Source organism: Microbispora sp. CSR-4, from assembly GCF_008033685.1.
Lineage (GTDB): Bacteria > Actinomycetota > Actinomycetes > Streptosporangiales > Streptosporangiaceae > Microbispora.
Genome location: NZ_VJVX01000030.1, coordinates 38,127 through 57,576, shown reverse-complemented (window position 1 = coordinate 57,576; position 19,450 = coordinate 38,127). Strand labels below are relative to the sequence as shown.

The window sequence follows — 19,450 nt, the reverse complement described above, 5'->3', positions numbered from 1 at the left end:
AGGCTGACGTCATGAGGCTGACGTCGTGAAGGTCGCCGGACCTTCTCAGCTCAGCGCCTGCTTCAGGAGCGCGGCGATCCTCTCCTCGACCTCGGGGGTCAGCTCGGCCAGGGCGTACGACGCCGGCCACATGGCTCCGTCGTCGAGGTTCGCCGCGTCGCTGAAGCCGAGCGTCGCGTAGCGGGCCTTGAACTTCGCCGCGGCCTGGAAGAAGCAGACCATCTTGCCGTTGTGGGCGTACGCCGGCATGCCGTACCACAGCTTCGGGGTCAGGGTCGGCGCGGCGGCCTTGATCACGGCGTGCAGGCGCTCGGCGATGACCCGGTCGGACTCGGGCATTTCGGCGATCTTGGCGAGCACCTCGCTCTCCGTGTCGGCCTTGGCGCCCCGCCGTGCGCTCGTCTTGAGCTCCTTGGCGCGCTCCTTCATCGCGTCGCGCTCTTCCTCGGTGAACCCGTCGTACTTCTGGCCCTTGGCGGTGGTGGTCTTCGACATGACGATTTCCTCTCTTCTGTGATGTACGGCTTCAGGCGGTGATGGGGGACGGCGTCACCACTGGCCCGCCTGCTGTCGGGTCGGCACGTTGAGCCGGTTGAAGGCGTTGGCGATCGCGATGTTGAGCAGCAGCGCGGCCAGCTCCTTCTGGTCGAAGTGCGTGGCGGCCACGTCCCACACCTGGTCGGGCACGGGGTCGGGCCGGTCGGCGAGCCGGGTGACGGCCTCGGTCAGGGCCAGTGCGGCACGCTCCTCGTCGCTGAACCACGGCGTCTCCCGCCACGCGGCGACGGCGTGCACCTGATCATCGGTCGCGCCGTGCCGCCGGGCCTGGTGGACGCCCCCGGCGACGCAGGGAGCACAGCCGTTGATCTGGCTGGCCCGCAGGTGGCTCAGCGCCAGCAGTCTGCCGTCCACTCCGGCGCCCGCGACGGCCCTGTTGAGCGCCATCAGGGCCTCCATAGCCTCGGGGATCAAAGCCGCCGGGTTCGGCATGCGCTCGGTCGACATCGCCACTCCTTCGCCGCAGGTGTTTCCGACACGAGCTATCAGACCATCGGCGTGCCCGGCGGCGCCTGCCCAGTGGGACACCGTGGGACACCGATAACGCTGCTGACCTGCGCGAACGCGCCGCCGATCCGTCCGTACGGGCCGGGACGGGTACGGTGTTGCACGTGTCCAGCCCCCAGGAACGACTGGTGGCTCAGCTCGGCCGGATCAAGGAGCTGAGCGGGCTCAGCCTGCGCGCTCTCGCCCGCCAGACGGGGCTGAGCAGCTCGTCGTTGTCGCGATATCTGACCGGACAGCTCGTGCCGCCGTGGGAGGCCGTCGTGGCGCTGTGCCGGGCCGTGGGACGCGATCCCCGGCCACTGCGCGCGCTGTGGGCCGAGGCGGCCGAAGCCGGAGCGGCGCCCGCCCGGCGGCGCAACGATCTGCCGGCCGACCTGTTCGACTTCACCGGCAGGGAAGCCGAGTGTGCCCTGGTCGAGGAGCTGATCCGCACCACCGGCGCGGCGGCGATCGACGGCATGGCGGGCGTGGGCAAGACCAGCCTGGCCGTGCACGTGGCCCATCGGCTCGTCTCCGCGTTCCCGGACGGCGGGCTCTATCTCGACCTGCAGGGCTTCACCCCGGGACAGGAGCCGCTGGAGCCGCACGCCGCGCTGGGCCGGCTGCTGGGCGCGCTGGACGTCACGCATCCCCCGGCCGGCACCGCCGAACGTGCGGCGCTGTGGCGGTCGGAGCTGTCGCGCCTGCGGGTCCTCGTCGTGCTCGACAACGCGGTCGACGCCGAGCAGGTGCGTCCGCTGCTTCCTGGCGCGGGGAAGTCCGCGGTGCTGGTCACCAGCCGTCACCGGCTGGTCAGCCTGGACGCGGTGCCGCCGGTGTCCCTGGAGCCGCTGGCCGACGACGACGCGGCGCACCTGTTCGGCCGGGCGGCCGGGCTGTCGCTCACCGAAGAGGAGGCGGTCGGCCAGGTGCTGCGCCAGTGCGGCGGGCTCCCGCTGGCGCTGCGGATGGCGGGCGCGCGGCTTCGCCACCGTCCGGGCTGGACGGTGGCCGTGCTGGCCGAACGGCTGCGCGCCACCCCCAGCCGTTTCGACGCGGCGTTCGGCATGTCGCTGCAGCAGCTCGACACGGCTCAGCGCCGGATGTTCCGGCTGCTGGGCGTGCTGCCGGGCACCGATTTCGACGCCTCGGCCGCGGGCGCGCTCGCCGACATGCCGCCCGACCGTGCCGCCGCCGCGCTGGAGGAACTGGTCGACGCCCACCTGGTGCAGGAGCCCTCGCCGGGGCGATATCGGATGCACGATCTGCTCCGGCAGTACGCGGCAGACCTCGCCGCCGAGGAGGAGCCACGGGCCGAAGCCGCGCTGCGCCGGGTGCTGACGCATTATCTGGCGCAGGCCGTCGCCCACGACCGCACGCTGCCCTCACCGCACCGCAAGGACCCCGCGCCGGGAGACCCGGCGAAGGCGATGGCGTGGTTCGACCTCGAATACGTCAACCTGGTGGCCTGCTTCGACACCGCCGTACGGCTGGGCATGGACGAGGTGGTGGCCGAGCTGCCGCAGGCCATGCGGGTCTGGTTCTTCCGCCACCGCGGCACCGACGACCAGGCGCGCCTGCTCGAAGCCGCCGCGGACGCCGCTGGGCGTCTCGGCCGCGATCGGCAGCGGGCCGCGCTGCTCGCGGACCTCGGTTTCGCCCGGGCCGCCGCCGGACGCCTCGGCGAGGCGCTGTCGGCCTACGAGACGGCCGAGCGGTCGGGGCCGGACGACGACACCGCCGCCGCCCTCGCGCTGCGCATCGGTTTCGTACGGCGGGACCTCGGCGACCTCGAAGCGGCGCAGGCGCACTTCCGGCGGGCACACGAGCTGTTCGAGAAGCTCGGGCACCGGATGGGGCAGTCGCAGGCGCTGGCCTTCGACGGATGGGTGACGCTCCACCTCGGGCGGCGCGACGAAGCCGCCGAACTCGCCCGGGCGTCCCTCGCCCTGGCGGACGGGCCCGCGCGGGTCACCGGGCTCGTCACGCTCGGTCTCGCGCTGGCGCCGGACGACCAGGCGGAGTCGCAGCGCAGGCTGCACGAGGCGTTGACGCTGTCCGAGCAGCACAATCTCCAGCACAACCAGGCGTGGTGCCACAACTATCTCGGTGTCGCGCTGCGGATCGCGGGTTCGCTGGAGAAGGCGCTCGACCACCACCGGCGGGCCTTCGAGCTGCTGGAACCGCTGGCCGAGGTGCAACTGGAGATCGACTTCCTGCACACCTACGCCGAGACCTGCCGCGTGGCGGGCCGCCATGACGAGGCGCTGGCGCTGCTCGACCGCACGATCGAGCTCGCGCGTGAGCTGGGCCGGCCGTACGACGAGAAGCTCGCCCGCGCGGCGCGGGAGGCCGTGCGCGCCGCCCGCTGAGCCGTACCGCCGCTTTTCCTGATCATTTCGGGTTCCCGCCAGCCGCCCGGCCGTTAGGTTGGGGGCTCGCGGGAGGAGATGATCATGCCGGGTCGTGGTGCACCCGTTCCTGCCGGACATGGACCGGGCGTGAGACGCCCACGCCTGCCGGCCTGGCTCGCCGTTCCGGCCTGGCTCGCCGCGGTCGCCCTGGCCGCCGTTCCGACATGGGAGCTGCGGCGGGTGGAGAACGGGCCCTTCGTGATCCAGGGGTGCGTCGGCATGCCGGGCGGCGACGAATGGCCGCTGTCCACGCTGCGCGATGACCTGTCGAGGGTGGTGGAAACCGCCGAGAGCTGGGCGGTTCCCGCTCTGGCCGTGCTCCTGGGGCTCCTGGCGTACGTGCGCGACACGGATCGCGCGATCGTCGGCAGGCGCGTCGCGGGGCTTCTCGTCGTGATCGCCGTCGTCGAGCCCCTCACCCCGATGTACGTCGAGCCCGAGGGCTGCTTGCAGACGGTTCCGATACTCAGCGCCGAGTGGTTCCGCAGGGTGCTCGACAGCTGGGGACCGAACCAGCGGTGCCTCCTGCTGGCCGCGGCGCTGGTGTTCGCCGCGTCGCGTACGGCGGCCCGGGAAGAGCCGGCCGTCGGCGGGACGGCGTGGCGTCGTCCGGTGGCGGCTCTGATCGACTACCTGGTCGTCGTCGCTGCTCTCCGCCTGGTCGTGGAACCGGCCTGGTCGTTGGTCGATCCGAGCGTCTGGTTCACCTGGTTCGACCAGGGCCTGCTGGGACGGCTCGGCGACGTGCTGGAGGGCAGCGTGCGGCCCGAAGAGCTGCTCGACCTGCTCATACTGCTCCTCTATGTCTGGGTGCAGCACGCCGTGTGGGGCCGGACGCTCGGCAAGCGGCTGCTGCGCGTACGCGTCGTCGACGTGCGGACGGGTGGACGGCTGGGCGCGGGCAGGGCGGCCCTGCGCACGCTGGCCTTCCCCTTCCTCGCCTTCGTTCCCGACATCGGGCTGGTGCTCCTGCTCGCCGGCGGGCTGGCGGCGTTCCTCGACGCCGACGCCCGGCTCCTCCACGACCGGCTGCTCAGGGCGGCGGTCGTACGTCATCCGTCTCTCACCACCGGCGGTCCGCATGCCCCTGATCTCGCGTAGCGACTGTGAGCTGCACGTCCACGACGGGACCTTCTTCGTCGTGGACGTGTCGTCGTCCTGGGACCCCTTCGAGCCGTCCGACCACCGCGGCCTCGCGCTCTCGGCGGAGGACGACCTCGTGAGCCTCACGCTCGAAGCGTGGGACGACGAGCCGGGGGACCAGCGCGACGCGTGGGCGGATGTCGTCACCGGCGTGTTCCGCTCGGAGACCGGCGAAGTCTGCGCGACGACGCTGTACTCGGACGTGCAGGACGGCTTCCTGCTGCTCGGCGAGCCGGAACGGCTGTGGAACGTACGGGTGTGCACGCGGGCCGATGACGACGCGGATCCGCGGGAGCGGTTCCTGGTCCGGTTCTGGCCGCGGGAGCCGTCGACATAGATCCAGATCTTCCCTGCGCAGGGTCGGCAGAGAACAAGTCCGGCCAACTGTTGGCACGGCCGCACGTGTCGTGCCGCTCCTCTCGTCCCCGCCGCACGAATCTTCCGTGCGGTGCCGGCGCCGGTCGTACGGCCTGGTGAATCGCCACGACGAGAGGACGTTGATCGATGAGGCGCATCCGCAGGATGTGTTATCCCATCGCCGCCCTGGTGGCGGCGGCTGTCCCGCTGACGCTGTCCGACGCGGTCCTCGCCGGAGCCGCGCCCGTACGCACCGAGGCCGCGGCCACGGTGACGCCGCGGGCGGCGGCGCCGAACCCCGCGTCGTGCCCCGAGCAGGTGGCGTTGGTCAACGGCGGGTTCGAGAGGCCCGTCGTCACCGGGACATGGGCTTCGCTGCCGGACGCCTCGCAGAGCGGTCCCAACGCGGGGCCGGGCTGGCGGACGACCGCCACCGACCACAGGATCGAGATCTGGAGCCCCCGGATGAACGTTCCGGCGGCGGAGGGCGCGCAGTTCGCGGAGCTCAACGCCAACCAGGTCTCGACCCTCTACCAGGACCGCCCGACGACCCCCGGGCAGAAGCTCTACTGGCGGCTGTCCCACCGCGGGCGTCTCGGCACCGACGCCGGGGTGCCGAAGAAGATGTCGTCGAGGAAGTTGCCGATCCCGGCTGCTGGACGGGGCCCGAGGGAGCGCCGATGTCCAGCGCCATCTGGTCCGTCACCGAGGTCAACCCGGCCGTCGACCTGAGCGTGGTCAAGTCCGCGGACCGGACCGAGGTCACCGTGGGCGAGACCGTCACCTATCGGGTCACGGTCGCCAACGCCGGGCCCAACGACGCCACCGGCGTCGCCGTCAAGGACGTCCTGCCCGCCAACCTCGCCTTCCTGTCGTCCACGCCGTCGACCGGCACGTACGCCGGGGGCACGTGGGCGGTGGGAACGCTGGCCAGTGGCGCGACGGCCACGCTGGTCGTCCGCGCGAAGGCCACCGCGGTCGCGGAGACGGTCAACACCGCCACCGTCGGCGGCGAGGAGCTCGACCTCGATCCGGCCAACGACAGCGACTCCGTGAAGGTGTGCGTCCAGCGCGAACCGTTCTGCCCGTTCTGCAACTTTCCAGGGAGCAGGCGGAACGCCGGGTAACGAGCCGCTCGGGACTACCGTTGTGTCGCCGGAGACGCGCCACGACGGAGAGGACCGACATGGCAGGCACTCTTCTGGACGAGCTGTACGAGGCCGAGCGGCGGCTGCAGAAGGCGCAGCTCCTCGGTGACGTGGAGGAGCTCGACCGGCTGCTCGACGAGCGGCTCGTCTTCACGGGACCGCCGGACGGCCGCCTGCACACGGAGGCCAAACAGCTCGATCTCCACAACCACCGCTCGCGTACGCAGGTGATGACGAAGGTGGCCGAGGAGGACCTCACCGTCGTCGTCTCGGGGACGACCGGGGTCACGTGCTTCCTCGGCACGCTCGAAGGCACCTTCGCCGGCGAGCCCTTCGCCGGACGGCTGCGCTACACGCGCACCTGGGTGCACACCGGCGAGTACGGCTGGCGCGTGCTGGCGGCCCACGCCGGCGAGGCGTGACACCGGGTCGCGACGTCGCGAGGCCCCTCCGGACCATCGTCCGGAGGGGCCTTCGCACGTGTGCGGCCGGAAATCCGCGAGCAGCGGATCGGCGGGGGTGCGCGTTCACACTGCATGGATCGTGAATCCCTATGGCCGACGGCGCTCGCTCCGCCCGCACCGCCTCCCCGGGCCGATCTGGCGGGCCTGTATCGCGAGCACCGGGTCGGCCTGGTGCGGCTCGCGGTGCTGCTCGCGCTGGCCCGGCTGCCCCGGCGCCAGCGGGAGGCGCTGGTGCTGCGCTGCTACCTCGACCTGGCGGACGCCGAGATCGCCCTGGTCATGGGGGTGGGGCAGAGCACGGACGGCGTTCGAGAACTTCCGCAGAAGCGAGGCGGACCCCGCGCTGCCGGCGGCGACCAGGGTCGAGGACATGCCGGAGTCCTTCCGCCTGAAACTCGTCCTCGGCGCCGACCCCCAGGCCGTGTTGAGTGCGGCGATCGATCTGCCCGGGGTGTCCAATGCCGTGGACGAAGGGTGTCTGAGGGACGACCCGGACGACTCCAGGCGCTGTGACGTCTTCGACGAATGACGCTGGGCGCACGTGCGGAAGGGGCACGGGCGGGAACCGCTCGTGCCCCTCGTGGCCCGACTGGATGTCAGGGCTTGGCTTCCCGGCTCAGTCAGTCGCATTCCTCGCTGCTGCCGCTGGAGGAGGACTGGTGCATCATGGGCCGGCTGTAGCTGGTGACCTGCCGCGACTCGGTGACGTACTTGGTCTCGGTGACCGGGCGCTGGTAGGTCATCATGCGCGTGTAGCTGACCGGACGGCTCTCGGTGACCCAGTGCGTGGATTTCACCTCGTGGGTCTCCGGCACCATCCGGGTGTAGCTGACCGGACGGCTTTCGGTGACGAAGCGCGTCTGCGTGACCGGGTGCTGGAAGGTCTCCTGGCGGGTCACCGGGCGCGTCTCGGTGACGAACTTCGTCTCGGTGACGGGCCGCTGGAAGGTCTCCTGGTGGGTGACCGCGCGGCGCTCGGTGACGTACTTCACCACGGGACGCTGATAGGTGACGTACCGCGTCACAGGACGTGACTCGGTGACGTACCGCGTCTGGGTGACCGGACGCTGGAAGGTCTCCTGGTGGATGACCGGCCGGGTCTCGGTGACCATGCGCGTGTAGGTCACGGGACGCTGATAGGTGATCTGGCGCGTCTCGGTGACCGGGCGCATCCGGGTGACCGTACGCGTCTCGGTGACCGGGCGCTGGTAGGTGACGTGCCGGGTGAACGTGACCGGACGGCTCTCAGTCACCATCCGCGTCTGCGTGACCGGGCGCTGGTACGTGATCGTCCGCGTGTAGCTGATCGGACGGCTGGACGACTGCTCGCTGAGCGACGACTGGCTCAGTGACGACTCGCGCAGCGACGACTGGCCCAGTGACGACTCGTTCAGCGAGGACCGCGAGCGCTGATGGCCGAGGTCGCTCTCCGACTGGGTGCTGCCGCTCGACTCCTCGCCCGACGAACCTTCCTCTTCCTGGGCGCTCTCCCGCCCGTACCCGCTCTCCTCCTGGTACGCGCGTCCGCTCTCCCGGGCCGCCTCCTCCGACTGCTCGCCGAGGTCGGTGCTCGGCTCGTCGGCCCGCGGCGCGCTCAGCGCGGCGGCGAGGCCGGTGGGGTGGGCGGTGGTGGCGGCCGATGCGATGGCCGGCCAGAGCGTGACTGCGGACAGGACTGCCGGACCCAGCAGTAATGAGAATCGAGTGCCGTGCATAGAGATACTCCTCTCCGATCAGCGATCGGGTCGTATCTCAATCGTTGGCACACGCCTCCGGAGCCCGTCCAGGCGAGTTGACCCCTCCCGGGCCGACCGCTGCGGAATTCCATGTGCGCCCTTGGACGTGGCTGTCGGCTACGACGCGATGACCAGGCCGCGCTTTGCCCGCGCATTTCGCCGGCAATATGCTTCGACTAATTGCCGAGACGTTTACGGAATCGGCATTGTGTGTTTTCCGCGAATTACGCAGCTCAGCGGTGGGCGATGACGGCGTATCGCTCGTCGTGGACGGGCTTTCCCCACAGAACCGGGTCGGTCAGCGGTTCCACCGCCACACTCGACGCGTACGGCCGGAGCACCTCGACGAGTGGTTCGGCGCTCACCCCGCCGAGCCAGGGCAGAGAGTGGGCGCCCGGCACGTACGGCGGGCCGTCTCCGGAGGCCTGCCAGTTGCCCTCGATGAGGATCAGCCGGCCGTGTGGGCGCAGCAGGCCCATCCAGGTCTGCAACGCGTGCTCCGGCGCGGGCAGGGTCCACAGCAGGTGCCGGGCCAGGACGACGTCGAAGGAGGTGCCGGCGTCGGCCGGCGGGTCGCTCGCGTCGCCGGTGAGGACGGGTGCGGTGAAGCCCGCGGCGGCCAGCTTGCCCCGGGCCGTCTCGGCCATCCTGGGGGACAGGTCGACGCCCACCGGCCGATGCCCCTGCTCGGCCAGCAGCAGCGTCAGCGACCCGGTGCCGCAACCCAGGTCGAGGACGTCGGTGGGAGGCCGCGGCATCCAGGACCGCAGCCGTCCCGCCCAGGCCGCGCGGACCCGGAGGTCGCGCAGCCCGTGGTCGGCCTCGTCGTCGAAGGTGTCTGCCTCCGCGTCCCAGTAGGAGGCGATCGACTGCGGATCCAAATCAGGCACGGACGCATCTTGTCACCCTCAGCCGACAAAAGTGGATGCAAAGGGGTAAGGAGGTTGATATCCGCAGGGCTCAGGCGTCCTGCGGCGGTGAACCGTTCACCGCCGAGAAGACTCCGCAGAGACATCGGAAGACCCCGTAGACGCCAGGACCCCGGCAGGAGGATCTCCTGCCGGGGTCCCGCACGTGTGGTGCCGGTGCCGGGTCGCCTCTCGGCGAAAGGCACAACGCGGCTCCAGCCGAACGGTAGTCCGCGAAGGCAAATTAGGTGAGGCCCGGGGACACCTGCACACCGGCCACGCTTCATCCAACCACGTGTCCGGAGTTGTTGTTCCCGGGCCACGCCATCTTTTTCCGACTCCGTCTCCGAAGCCCATGCTCAACCCCGGAGGAAGTGGGTCATCCCTGCACGTAGACGCGGCGGAGCTTCCGGTCCGGAAAAGGGTGTCGCCCGGCCTCGTCGGGCTCCGAGATCCTCCCTCGTGTGGAACGCGTGCTTCTGACCGGGGCGGGCGGCGTGCCGGTCATGCTCCACCACGGCCGGCCCTGGGTGGTGGAGGTCTTCCGCCATCCCGCCCGCACGCCCTCCGGCCTCGGCACGCGCATGCCGGCCGCCGTACGGGAGAGGGCGGCGGCCGACGGCCGGGCCTGGCCGTGTCTGAGGGCGACCCGGCCGGGCGCGTGTACGAACGGCTCTGTTTCACCCCGGTCGGCGGCTCGATGACCGTCGTGGTCCCCGGCTCCTGTCACAGGGACGAGACGAACTCCTTGACCTCACGCTCGTAACGCCCGGGGTCCGCGTTCCAGGAGCCGGTGTGCCCGCCTCCGCTGGTCCGTACGAGCCTGACGATGTCGGAGCGGGCCTCGGCGAACCGCAGCGCCGGACCGGTCGGCACGGTCGCGTCGTCGTCGTCCACGAAGACCAGCGTGGGGATCGTGAACTCGCGGGCGTGCCGCAGGTGGTCGATGTCGTCGAAGGACACGCCGGTGCGTCGTTCGATGACCCATTCGCCCACCGATACGAGGAAGCCGGGCACGCCCATCTGCTCGGCCCCGAGGGCGATCGGCGCCCGCCAGTCGATGACCGGGCTGTCGAGGATCATGGCCTTGATCGGCTCGCCGGGCAGGTTGCGCACGGTCATCGGCACGATGCCCCCGCCCATCGACCAGCCGTACAGGACGATGCCGGTCGCGCCCTGCTTCCTGGCGTACGTGATGGCCGCCGCGACGTCCTGCCATTCGGTGGCGCCAAGGTGGAGCTTGCCGTCCTCGCTCGCCGGGGCGTTCTCGTCGTTGCGGTAGGTGATGCCCAGCACCGGCATCCCCAGGCTGTGGAAGACCGGCAGCACGCGCAGAGCCTCCGCCGGGCCGCCGTTGCGGCCGTGTACGGCGATCACCCAGGTCGTGGAGGTGCCCTCGGTCCGCCAGCCGGGGAAGTCGCCGAGCGGCGAGGGGATCTTCACGTCCGTGTACGGCACGCCGGCGGCGGCCGGGGTCCCGTGGCCCCACAGCCAGCGGTCGAAGTAGGCCCGCACGCCGGGACGCAGCTCGCCGCGCACGACCTCGGCGACCTTCCTGGTCACCGTGCCGGCCCCGCTCGTGACCACCTGGCCCAGCAGCGCGTTGCCGTCCGCCCAGGTCAGGCCGTATGTGCCGGGGGCGGCCGTGTCGGAGCCGCCCTTGATGGTGACCTGGTCGCCGTCGACGGCCGTCACCTCCAGGGGATAGCCGGAGGTGTGGACGGGGTCGATGACCAGGCCGGAGTAGTACCAGCCCGCGCCGCCGACGGCGGCCACGGCGAGCACCACGACGACGGCGAGCGTCCACAGCAGGCGGCGCCGCCACCGTCTCGTCCTGTGCATGCCCGCAATCTACTGGGCCTTTTACGGTTGTTTAAGGGCGCACAGCGCGCTAAGTGCGGATGACACCTTTTGTGCGCATGAGGAACTCGCCGAGGTAGCCGTCGTGCGGCACCCACGGCGGCATCAGATAGGTGGGGGTGTCCCCCAGGTAGACGTTCCTGATCGACGGATCCTCCACCAACCGGTCGACCAGCCCCTCGTCATCCGTGATCGCGGTCAGCACGAGCGTGTTCCTGAGCGGCTCGACGCCGTCCGCCCGGCTCCAGGGCGCGAACCACACGCAGGGGAACGCCAGCTCGATGCCCGTCTGGGGCGCATCTGGCCGGTTCACCCGGAAGACGGCCGGCCGCAGCGCCGCGCTGCCGTCGCCCAGGTCGTCCACCACGCCGTCGCCGCCGAGCACGGGCGTCGCGCCGTTCACGTGGTCGAGCAGGTATTTCTCGATCGCGTGCGCGTCCGCGACCGGCTGGACGGGCAGCACCGCGCCGTCGTCCTCCGGCGGCAGGCTCGGGATCGCCGCGAGCCGTTCCGCGACGGCCTCGGCCACCGGTGCGGGATCGCCCTCCACGAAGACGGCGGTCGCGTTCACGCAGGCCGTCCCGCCGAAGGCGCTGACCGACTCCACGATCGTCCCCAGATGGGACTCCCAGTCGCGTCCGGTGAGCAGGATCTTGGACCGTCCCGGGCCCTGCGGCAGCACCCTGACGTCGTTGCCGTACTTGTTCACGACCTCCTCGCCGCCGTACACCATGGCGAGGTCGGCGTCGCGGATGACGTCGTCGGCCACCGCGTAGTCGGTCGGCAGGAGCACCACCTGGTCGTCGCCGAACCCCGACTCGCGCAGCGCCGTGATCAGGCGGTGCGGGGTGAACGGCTCGCGCCGCGACGGCCGCACCGCGACCCGGTAGCCCAGCGCCAGGGCCTCCAGCCACAGCGTGTGCACGCCCGGGTGGTTGCCCGCGGCGTGTACGGCGAAGACGTCGCCGCGCCGGGTCCAGACCGCGTGGCCGTTGCGGGTGAGCGGGTCGCGCCAGTCGTCCACCGCGCCCTGCGGACGGGCGTACCGGGTGGTGCGGTACGCCTCGGCGGCGCGCCGCCCGATGCCCTCGGTCGCCGAACGGACCACGGTGATCGGCATCCCGGAGACGCGGCTGACGATGTGCTGGTATCTCTCCGCCGGGATGCCGTCCACCACGCCGGTCGCGAAGAGCCGTCCCGCGCGGGCGAGGGCCGCCGCCCGATCGTGGGCAGGCAGGGTGCGCGCCTCGCGCAGGGCCGCCATCGTCCGCTGCACGAACAGCCGCGGCACCAGGCTCAGCTCGGCGACCGGCGTCCCGGTCAGCTCGGTGATCGTCAACCGGCTGCGGCTGTGATAGGCCCCGCCCGCTCCAAGCGCGTCGAGCCGGATCAGCTCGTCCATCAGTACACCCCCTCGATGACCTGCTCGTTCTCGAAGGTGGGGAGCGGGCCGACGTCGGCGACGGAGTCGCCCAGCTGCCCCGGCGGCGCCGCCACGCGGGTGGCCAGGTCGCGTTCGAGGTTGTTGGGCAGCAGGAAGCTCTTGCTGACGTGGTGCATCACCACCTGGCCGCGGTCGCCGTAGCGGACGGACGCGCCGCTCTCCTGATCGATCACGGAAAACGTGATGTAGGGGGAGAAGGCGTCGAAGATGACGATGTCCTGCTCCGGCGGCACGATGCGCTCGCCCAGCCCGCCGAGGATCATCGTGCTGCCGTACGTGCCGTACAGCTTGACGTCCGGGAAGACCTCCGTGCGGAGCAGATAGTGGGTGTCGGGATCCATGTGCGCGCCACCCCAGCCGATCACGTCGATCTTCGCGTTGATCAGGTCGATGAGCGCGTTCCTGCGGGCCAGCCGGGTCAGCAGCGGCGGCGTGGTCACCAGGACCCGCACGTCCTGGGTCTCCAGGATGTGGGCGCACTGGTCGACCAGGTGCTCGGCGTAGCGCTCGGCCTCGTCGGCGCGGCCCTCGGCGATGCATCTCTTGACCCATCGGGGGTCCATGTCGACGGTGAAGGGGACGCCGCCCCGCCGCGCGGCCTGCCAGCGGACCAGCTCGCCGAAGACGTGCGGCCCGGTCGGCACGAGCGCCAGCCAGTGGCCGCTCTCGGGATAACCCTTCACCTGCAGATCCTTCTCGGTGTGGTGCATCAGCCGTTCCATCCAGTCGCGCAGCAGCACCACGCGCTTGGGCGGCCCGGTCGTGCCGCCGCTCTCGTACACGCCGATGACGTCCGCGTCCGGGCCGTACCCCCGGGGGATCAGGTCCTCCACCCGGACGCCGCGCAGCTCGTTGGCCACGTTGGGAAAGCGGCGCAGGTCCTCGAAGGTGCGCACGTCCTCGCGCGGGTCGAAGCCGAGCGTCTTCGCCCGTTCCAGCCAGTACGGCGAGCCGGTCTCGGGGCTGAAGTGCCATCGCATGGCGGCCTCGATGAACTCCGGGCCCTCCGGCACCTGGTCGAGCGGGCAGTCGAGGATCGGATTCGTTGACATATCCGGCCCCTTTGACTCGGAAATCCCCTGAAAAGCCAGGCTATTTCCGGACGATTCGCCACCAGGTCAAGGAACCCCGGCACTGCGGAAAAGACCGGGCGCCGGGCCACCAGGGGTGCGCCTCGCCCGCGTGCCGCCACTCAGCTCGAAGCCGCCGCCGAGGAATTGGGATGCCGATCGTGAACCCGGCAAGTAGCCTGCGCCAGGAGCGAGAAGGGAACGCCGCTGTGGGACACGTCGAGGTCGGGCATCTGACACATGTGCTGCCGGACGGCAGGACGCTCCTGAACGACGTGTCGTTCCGTGTGGGGGAGGGCGTCAAGGCGGCCCTGGTCGGGCCGAACGGCGCGGGCAAGACGACCCTGCTGCGGATGATCGCGGGCGATCTCCAGCCGGTCGAGGGCACGGTGGCCCATTCGGGCGGGCTCGGCGTGATGCGGCAGTTCGTCGGCAACATCCGGGACGGCCGCACGGTGCAGGACCTGCTGCTCAGCGTCGCGCCGCAACGGGTCAGGACGGCGGCCGAACGGCTCGACGCCGCCGAGCTGGCGATGATGGAGCGGGACGACGAGAAGACCCAGATGCGGTACGCCCAGGCGATCACCGACTACACCGACGCCGGGGGCTACGACATCGAGGTGCTCTGGGACGCCTGCGCGATGGCCGCCCTCGGCACGCCGTACGACAGGGTGAAGTATCGCGAGGTCGCCACGCTGTCGGGCGGTGAGCAGAAGAGGCTGGTGCTGGAGGCCCTGCTGCGCGGGCCCGACCAGGTGCTGCTGCTCGACGAGCCCGACAACTACCTCGACGTGCCGGGCAAGGTGTGGCTGGAGACGGCGCTGCGCGAGACGCCCAAGACCGTGCTGCTGGTCTCCCACGACCGGCAGCTGCTCGCCAACGCCGCCGACCGGATCGTCACGGTCGAGTCCGGCAACGTCTGGATCCACGGCGGCGGCTTCGCGACGTACGCCGAGGCGCGGCGGGAGCGCAACGAGCGGCTCGACGAGCTGCGCAGGCGCTGGGACGAGGAGCACGCCAAGCTCAAGCGCCTGGTGGTCATGCTCAAGCAGAAGGCCACATACAACGACGGCATGGCCCCGGCCTACCACGCCGCGCAGACCCGGCTGCGCCGGTTCGAGGAGGCGGGGCCGCCGGAGCTCGCGCCGAAGGACCAGGTCATCAGCATGCGGCTGCGCGGCGGCCGTACGGGCAAACGAGCCGTGATCTGCGAGAGCCTGGAGCTGACCGGGCTGATGAAGCCCTTCGACCTGGAGGTCTGGTACGGCGAGCGGGTCGCCGTGCTGGGCTCGAACGGCTCGGGCAAGTCGCACTTCCTGCGGCTGCTGGCCGGGGAGGACGTGCGCCACACCGGCACGGTCAGGCTCGGCGCGCGGGTCGTCCCCGGGCACTTCGCCCAGACCCACGCCCGGCCCGAGCTGCTCGGCCGTACGCCCTGCGAGATCGTCATGACCGAGCACGCCCGGCTGAAGAACGAGGCGATGAAGGCCCTGGCCCGCTACGAGCTCGCCGGGCGGGTCGCCGAGCAGCGGTTCGAGACGCTGTCGGGCGGTCAGCAGGCCCGCCTGCAGATCCTGCTGCTCGAACTGTCGGGAGCGACGCTGCTGCTGCTCGACGAGCCGACCGACAACCTCGACCTCGCCAGCGCCGAGGCCCTGCAACAGGGCCTGGACGCTTTCGAGGGCACGGTGCTGGCGGTGACGCACGACCGCTGGTTCGCGGCCGATTTCGACCGCTATATGGTCTTCGGCTCCGACGGGCGGGTGTACGAGTCGCCCGAGCCGGTCTGGGACGAGACGCGCGTGGTCCGCCCCCGATAGCCGAGCCGGAGAAGGTCAGGCGCCGGAGAAGATCAGGCGCCGGAGAAGATCAGGCGCCGGAGAAGGTCAGGCGCAGAAGAAGATCAGACAGGGTGCAGCAGGTCCGCCAGCCCGATGCGGGTGAGGAAACGGGCGCGGACGCGGTCGGCGACCTCGCTCACCTCGGCCGACCCGTCGTCCACCGGATCCACGTGCACCCGGAAGGGCCGCGTGCCGTGCGGGGTGTCCACGACCTGGACGACGGCGTCGGCGACCAGTGAGGCGTCGGCGCCGGGCGGCTGCAGCGCGGCCAGCCGCTCGCCCACCTGCTCCATGAGCGCGCCGTACCGCTCGTCGTAGGCCGCGATCACCGCCTGCTCGGCCGGGTGTCCGGCGTTGGCGAAGTGGTTGGTGCCCGAGGTGAACGCGCCGGGGACGACGATCGTGGTCTCGATGCCGAAGCGGGCCAGCTCGGCCGCGTACGACACCGCCAAGGCGTCGGCCGCGGCCTTGGCGGCGAAGTACGGCGCGAGGTAGGGCGGGGTGCCGCCCCTGGTGGAGCTGGAGCCGATCCACAGCAGCAGGCCGTGCCCCCGCTCGCGCATGTGCGGCAGGACCGCCCGGTTGAGCCGCTGGCTGCCCAGCACGTTCGTGTCGTAGACGGCGGCGAGCTCCTCGGGGGTGAACGCCTCGGTGGGGCCGAGCACCATGTGGCCGGCGTTGTGGACGACCACGTCGATGGCGCCCGCCTCGGCCAGGACGGTCGCGACCGCGGCGTCCACCGACTCCTGCGAGAGCACGTCCAGCTCGACCGTACGGAGGTCGACGCCGTGCTCCTTGGCGAATTCGGCCGCCTCGGCGACGCGAGGGGCGTTGCGCCCGGTGGTGGCGCGCATGGCGGCGTACACGGTGTGCCCGGCGCGGGCCAGGGCGCGCGCGGACAGCGCGCCGAAGCCGGAGCTCGCACCGGTGATCAGAATGGTCTTGCTCATCGGTGTTCCTTGGAGTCAGGCGAACACGAGTCAGGCGAACGTGATGACGCGGCGGCCGCCGCCGGACCCGCTGCCCATGGCGTCGAGAGCCTCCGGGGCTCCGTCGAGGCCGATCGGCGTGACCGCGGGCAGGATGCCGTGCCGGGCGGAGAAGGCCAGCGTGTCGCGCAGATCGTGGGGCGATCCGGACGGGGACGCCATGACGTGCAGCCGGTTGAGCACCATCGGCTGGGCGCTGAGGGTGAGCGGCGTGTTGTCGTAGCCGCAGAGCACCAGCGTGCCGTCCGGGGCGAGCCCGGTGAGGACGGCGGAGGCGGCCTCGTTGGAGGGGGCGGCGTTCAGGATGACGTCCGCGCCGCCGCCCCACGCCTTGAGTGCGGCGGCGGGGTCGGTGTCGCGGCTCGCCACGTACGTCTCCGCGCCGAGCTCCTTGGCGGCCGCCTCGCCCTCGGCCGAGCGGCCGATCACGGCGACCCGGGCGCCCATCGCGACGGCGTACCGGACGGCGAGGGCGCCGATGCCGCCGGCGCCGATGACCGCCACCCGGGAGTTCGCCGTGGCACCGGCCCGGCGCAGGCCGTTGAACGCGGTGAGGCCCGCGCACATCAGCGGCGCCGCGGCCACCGGGTCGAGCCCGGCCGGGAGCGGGGTCACATATCCGCTCTTGAACAGGCCGTATTCGGCGTAGCCGCCGTCGTTCGTGATGCCGGTGATGCGCTTGGCCGGGCAGAGGATCTGGTCGCCGGACACGCAGTAGTCACAGTGACCACAGGAGTCGTACAGGAACTGGGCCCCGACCGCGTCGCCCACGGACAGTCCGGTGACGCCGCTGCCGAGCGCCGCGACCGTGCCGGTGATCTCGTGGCCGGGAACGACCGGGAAGCGGGCGAACGGGTAGTGCCGGCGAAGCAGGTTGAGGTCGGTGAAACACAGGCCGCAGGCGGTGACCCTGATCAGGACCTCGCCCGGGCCCGGCTCCGGGATCTCACGTTCGACCAGGGACAACGGGGCGCCGGCCCCGGTGGCGAGTGCTGCACGCATGGTTTCCTCCGTCTGTCGCGGCCGACGCCCCCGCGCCGCCTTGACCAGCGTGCTGTGCCTGCTCCGGGACAGCCAGGGGTGCTCAACCCCAGCCTCGACACGACCCCGGCTTCCCCCGGCCTCGACCCCGGCCTCGACCACTGGCCTCAATCCGAGCCTCGGCCCCAGCCTCAATCCCGGCCTCTGACCAGCCCGAACGCCGGCCCGGGCGTGTCGCGCCAGACGTCGGCGGGGTCGAGCTCGTGCAGCCTCGGCACGACACCGGCGTCGTCGGGGACGAACCAGAGCAGCCGCTGGGCGGCGTCGGCGGTGACGATGCTGTTGCACGTCACCTTGAGGGTCCCGAGCACCGGATTCACCACGCGCTTGTACTCCTCGTGGCGCACCTTGACCTCGTGCGCCCGCCACAGCCCGGCGAACTCCTCGCTGACGTCCAGCAGGTGGCCGACCAGCGCGCGGCTGACGGCGTCCGCCGGGCCACGACGCGCGACCGCGGCGCGCAGATCGGAGACGAGCAGCCGGGAGTGGTAGTCGTGGTCGTCCGCGGGATAGAGGTCGCGGGTGGCCGGGTCGGTGAACCAGTGATAGAGGAAGCTGGCCCTGATCCCGGTCGGCCCCGCCTGCGGGCCGACGAGGACCTGCGCGGCGTGGTTCTGCACTACCACCTCGTGGATGTCGGTGATCACCATGGCGGGGGTGTCGTCGAGCCGCATCATGAGCTGCTGTAGCGCCGCCTGCATCTGCACGGGCTCCGCCCCGAACGGCGCCGGATGGCCCGTCAGGTGGAACAGGTGGGCGGTCTCGTCCGGGGCCAGGCGCAGCGCGCGGGCCAGGGCGCACAGGACCGGCTCGGACGGGGTCTGGCCGCGCCCCTGCTCCAGCTCGGTGTAGTAGTCGGCGGACAGGCTCGCCAGCTCCGCCACCTCGTCCCTGCGCAGGCCGGGCACCCGTCGCCGGCTGCCGCCCGGCAGGCCGACGGCCTCCGGACGAAGCCGGTCTCTGCGCGACCTCAGGAACGACCCCAGCTCCCCGAGATCCACCGTGTCCTCCTCCCTCCGGTATGTCCCCGTCTCCATACTTCCGCCTTCCGGGAAAAGAGGCATGGCCGGGCGAGACAGGCGTGGTCCGCCCGCGATAGACGGCCGGTAAAGATAGCGGCGGGAGTGCGCGTGTCCCGGAGGTGGCGTCCCATTCAGCGGTTATGACGGCTAAGTGACGCGACGTTGCCACATGACCGTCGCACTCGCCCTCGCCGCGCTGGCGATGGCGTCGTGCGCGAGGGAAGACAAGCAGGAGGGCCCCCAGCCACTGGCCCTCAAGGAGCAGGTGTCCTCGATCGTACGCTCGGGGGCCGGATATGCGGTGACCTGGGCGGGGGTGCTGAGCAACCCCAACCGCTGGCACTTCGGGGAGAACGCCGTCGCCGTGATCACGGCCGTGGACGCCGCCGGCAAGGAGGTCGTCCACCTGGAGCAGCCGCTGGACGCCGTGCCGCCCGGCCGCCCGCTGGCCTTCAGCGGTCAGGCCCCGAGCTCCGCCCGGCCGGTCCGCGTGAAGATCGACTATCGCCCCGCCTCGTGGCGGTCCATCCCGCGCGCCCCGTCGGCGTTCCTCAAGTTCCCGATCTCGGACGTCCGCACCGACAAGCTGACGAACGGGTCCTATCTCGTCACCGGCTACGTGGTGAACCCGTTCCGCAAGCCCGCCGCCGCCCTCGCCGTCACGGCCCTGCTGCGTGACGCGGCGGGCAAGCTCGTCGGCGGGGCCACGTCCTACGTGGACGACGTGCGGCCGGGGGGCAAGCGCAGGTTCGTCATCACCGTGGATGGCGTGCGCGGAACGGCCGGCGCGACCGACGTGCAGGCCACGACCTGGGGCTCGACCGCCAAGACATACGAGGACCTGGCGCAGGCGGGAGCCGTCTCGCTGCACACGATCCCGCCGACGACGGAGCCGTTCGACAAGGACCGTGGATATCCGCCGCCCAACGACCGGCGCCAGTGAGCGGCCCACTGACGATCTTGACAGGA

The 19,450-nt window shown here is 71.3% G+C and carries 20 protein-coding genes and 1 pseudogene; 11 read left to right on the top strand and 10 right to left on the bottom strand.

Annotated features, from left to right (window positions below; genetic code table 11):
* Positions 1-45: 45 nt before the first annotated feature.
* Positions 46-495: an iron chaperone gene (locus FLV34_RS22195; protein ID WP_142651445.1), complete on the bottom strand. Its 450-nt coding sequence runs from the start codon at positions 493-495 to the stop codon at positions 46-48.
* A gap of 54 nt (positions 496-549) precedes the next feature.
* Positions 550-1,005 carry a carboxymuconolactone decarboxylase family protein gene (locus FLV34_RS22190; protein ID WP_142651444.1) on the bottom strand — a complete coding sequence of 152 codons (456 nt, stop codon included), beginning with the start codon at positions 1,003-1,005 and terminating at the stop codon, positions 550-552.
* A gap of 164 nt (positions 1,006-1,169) precedes the next feature.
* Between FLV34_RS22190 and FLV34_RS22185 the strand changes: the two genes are divergently transcribed.
* The 8 genes and pseudogenes from FLV34_RS22185 to FLV34_RS42600 all read left to right on the top strand — a co-directional run bounded on the left by FLV34_RS22185 (position 1,170) and on the right by FLV34_RS42600 (position 7,099).
* On the top strand, positions 1,170-3,416 hold the full coding sequence (locus tag FLV34_RS22185) for a tetratricopeptide repeat protein (RefSeq protein WP_369074158.1): 2,247 nt from the start codon (positions 1,170-1,172) through the stop codon (positions 3,414-3,416).
* 129 nt (positions 3,417-3,545) lie between these two features.
* Positions 3,546-4,559, top strand: coding sequence for an RDD family protein (locus tag FLV34_RS22180; RefSeq protein ID WP_187280693.1), 1,014 nt, complete (start codon positions 3,546-3,548; stop codon positions 4,557-4,559).
* A complete protein-coding gene (locus FLV34_RS22175; RefSeq protein ID WP_142651441.1) occupies positions 4,540-4,938 on the top strand; it encodes a hypothetical protein in 399 nt (132 codons plus the stop codon). The genes FLV34_RS22180 and FLV34_RS22175 overlap by 20 nt, the downstream gene beginning before the upstream one ends.
* Before the next feature lie 167 nt (positions 4,939-5,105).
* Positions 5,106-5,690 (top strand): hypothetical protein, encoded by a 585-nt coding sequence (locus tag FLV34_RS41715; RefSeq protein ID WP_222709581.1) that lies wholly within the window; start codon positions 5,106-5,108, stop codon positions 5,688-5,690.
* Entirely contained in the window at positions 5,639-6,085 is a 447-nt protein-coding gene (locus FLV34_RS41710; RefSeq protein ID WP_205831051.1) for a DUF11 domain-containing protein, read from the top strand. Before FLV34_RS41715 ends, FLV34_RS41710 begins: the two co-directional genes overlap by 52 nt.
* 59 nt (positions 6,086-6,144) lie before the next feature.
* The gene (locus FLV34_RS22165; protein WP_142651440.1) at positions 6,145-6,528 is read left to right on the top strand and encodes a nuclear transport factor 2 family protein; all 384 of its coding nucleotides are present in this window, start codon (positions 6,145-6,147) and stop codon (positions 6,526-6,528) included.
* Positions 6,529-6,642: 114 nt separating this feature from the next.
* Positions 6,643-6,813, top strand: a pseudogene (locus tag FLV34_RS42605) (hypothetical protein); the annotation flags it as partial.
* A gap of 127 nt (positions 6,814-6,940) precedes the next feature.
* Entirely contained in the window at positions 6,941-7,099 is a 159-nt protein-coding gene (locus FLV34_RS42600) for a hypothetical protein (RefSeq protein WP_240972082.1), read from the top strand.
* A 91-nt stretch (positions 7,100-7,190) separates the two neighbouring features.
* Here the strand turns inward: FLV34_RS42600 and FLV34_RS22155 are convergent, their stop codons facing one another.
* Positions 7,191-8,285, bottom strand: coding sequence for a hypothetical protein (locus tag FLV34_RS22155; protein ID WP_147943952.1), 1,095 nt, complete (start codon positions 8,283-8,285; stop codon positions 7,191-7,193).
* A 254-nt stretch (positions 8,286-8,539) separates the two neighbouring features.
* Positions 8,540-9,196 carry a class I SAM-dependent methyltransferase gene (locus FLV34_RS22150; protein WP_221890017.1) on the bottom strand — a complete coding sequence of 219 codons (657 nt, stop codon included), beginning with the start codon at positions 9,194-9,196 and terminating at the stop codon, positions 8,540-8,542.
* Between the two features lie 482 nt (positions 9,197-9,678).
* Between FLV34_RS22150 and FLV34_RS22145 the strand changes: the two genes are divergently transcribed.
* Positions 9,679-9,918: a hypothetical protein gene (locus tag FLV34_RS22145; RefSeq protein ID WP_142651437.1), complete on the top strand. Its 240-nt coding sequence runs from the start codon at positions 9,679-9,681 to the stop codon at positions 9,916-9,918.
* Positions 9,919-9,940: 22 nt separating this feature from the next.
* Here the strand turns inward: FLV34_RS22145 and FLV34_RS22140 are convergent, their stop codons facing one another.
* Genes FLV34_RS22140 through FLV34_RS22130 form a run of 3 tightly spaced genes read right to left on the bottom strand, consistent with a single transcriptional unit; the run spans position 9,941 to position 13,570 of the window.
* The gene (locus FLV34_RS22140; protein WP_147943951.1) at positions 9,941-11,056 is read right to left on the bottom strand and encodes a S9 family peptidase; all 1,116 of its coding nucleotides are present in this window, start codon (positions 11,054-11,056) and stop codon (positions 9,941-9,943) included.
* A gap of 49 nt (positions 11,057-11,105) precedes the next feature.
* Positions 11,106-12,476 carry an aldehyde dehydrogenase family protein gene (locus FLV34_RS22135; protein ID WP_147943950.1) on the bottom strand — a complete coding sequence of 457 codons (1,371 nt, stop codon included), beginning with the start codon at positions 12,474-12,476 and terminating at the stop codon, positions 11,106-11,108.
* Positions 12,476-13,570, bottom strand: coding sequence for a phenazine antibiotic biosynthesis protein (locus FLV34_RS22130; RefSeq protein WP_147943949.1), 1,095 nt, complete (start codon positions 13,568-13,570; stop codon positions 12,476-12,478). Before FLV34_RS22130 ends, FLV34_RS22135 begins: the two co-directional genes overlap by 1 nt.
* A 227-nt stretch (positions 13,571-13,797) precedes the next feature.
* Here FLV34_RS22130 and FLV34_RS22125 point away from each other — a divergent pair, with 227 nt between their 5' ends.
* Positions 13,798-15,408, top strand: coding sequence for an ABC-F family ATP-binding cassette domain-containing protein (locus FLV34_RS22125; RefSeq protein ID WP_147943948.1), 1,611 nt, complete (start codon positions 13,798-13,800; stop codon positions 15,406-15,408).
* A gap of 83 nt (positions 15,409-15,491) precedes the next feature.
* Here FLV34_RS22125 and FLV34_RS22120 read toward each other — a convergent pair whose 3' ends face one another.
* From FLV34_RS22120 to FLV34_RS22110, 3 genes are all read right to left on the bottom strand, one after another.
* Positions 15,492-16,379: an SDR family NAD(P)-dependent oxidoreductase gene (locus FLV34_RS22120; protein WP_142651432.1), complete on the bottom strand. Its 888-nt coding sequence runs from the start codon at positions 16,377-16,379 to the stop codon at positions 15,492-15,494.
* 30 nt (positions 16,380-16,409) lie between these two features.
* Positions 16,410-17,420: an alcohol dehydrogenase catalytic domain-containing protein gene (locus FLV34_RS22115; RefSeq protein ID WP_147943947.1), complete on the bottom strand. Its 1,011-nt coding sequence runs from the start codon at positions 17,418-17,420 to the stop codon at positions 16,410-16,412.
* Positions 17,421-17,590: 170 nt separating this feature from the next.
* A complete protein-coding gene (locus tag FLV34_RS22110) occupies positions 17,591-18,496 on the bottom strand; it encodes a helix-turn-helix transcriptional regulator (protein WP_168066496.1) in 906 nt (301 codons plus the stop codon).
* 154 nt (positions 18,497-18,650) lie between these two features.
* On the opposite strand from FLV34_RS22110, the gene FLV34_RS22105 reads away from it, so the two are divergent.
* A complete protein-coding gene (locus tag FLV34_RS22105) occupies positions 18,651-19,424 on the top strand; it encodes an FxLYD domain-containing protein (protein WP_147943946.1) in 774 nt (257 codons plus the stop codon).
* The last annotated feature ends 26 nt before the right edge of the window (positions 19,425-19,450 follow it).

Coding starts and splice junctions, on each gene's coding strand:
- FLV34_RS22195 (WP_142651445.1), bottom strand. CDS start 495: ATGTCGAAGACCACCACCGCCAAGGGCCAGAAGTACGACGGGTTCACC.
- FLV34_RS22190 (WP_142651444.1), bottom strand. CDS start 1,005: ATGTCGACCGAGCGCATGCCGAACCCGGCGGCTTTGATCCCCGAGGCT.
- FLV34_RS22175 (WP_142651441.1), top strand. CDS start 4,540: ATGCCCCTGATCTCGCGTAGCGACTGTGAGCTGCACGTCCACGACGGG.
- FLV34_RS41715 (WP_222709581.1), top strand. CDS start 5,106: ATGAGGCGCATCCGCAGGATGTGTTATCCCATCGCCGCCCTGGTGGCG.
- FLV34_RS41710 (WP_205831051.1), top strand. CDS start 5,639: ATGTCCAGCGCCATCTGGTCCGTCACCGAGGTCAACCCGGCCGTCGAC.
- FLV34_RS22165 (WP_142651440.1), top strand. CDS start 6,145: ATGGCAGGCACTCTTCTGGACGAGCTGTACGAGGCCGAGCGGCGGCTG.
- FLV34_RS42600 (WP_240972082.1), top strand. CDS start 6,941: ATGCCGGAGTCCTTCCGCCTGAAACTCGTCCTCGGCGCCGACCCCCAG.
- FLV34_RS22155 (WP_147943952.1), bottom strand. CDS start 8,285: ATGCACGGCACTCGATTCTCATTACTGCTGGGTCCGGCAGTCCTGTCC.
- FLV34_RS22140 (WP_147943951.1), bottom strand. CDS start 11,056: ATGCACAGGACGAGACGGTGGCGGCGCCGCCTGCTGTGGACGCTCGCC.
- FLV34_RS22135 (WP_147943950.1), bottom strand. CDS start 12,476: ATGGACGAGCTGATCCGGCTCGACGCGCTTGGAGCGGGCGGGGCCTAT.
- FLV34_RS22130 (WP_147943949.1), bottom strand. CDS start 13,570: ATGTCAACGAATCCGATCCTCGACTGCCCGCTCGACCAGGTGCCGGAG.
- FLV34_RS22120 (WP_142651432.1), bottom strand. CDS start 16,379: ATGAGCAAGACCATTCTGATCACCGGTGCGAGCTCCGGCTTCGGCGCG.
- FLV34_RS22115 (WP_147943947.1), bottom strand. CDS start 17,420: ATGCGTGCAGCACTCGCCACCGGGGCCGGCGCCCCGTTGTCCCTGGTC.
- FLV34_RS22110 (WP_168066496.1), bottom strand. CDS start 18,496: ATGGAGACGGGGACATACCGGAGGGAGGAGGACACGGTGGATCTCGGG.
- FLV34_RS22105 (WP_147943946.1), top strand. CDS start 18,651: ATGACCGTCGCACTCGCCCTCGCCGCGCTGGCGATGGCGTCGTGCGCG.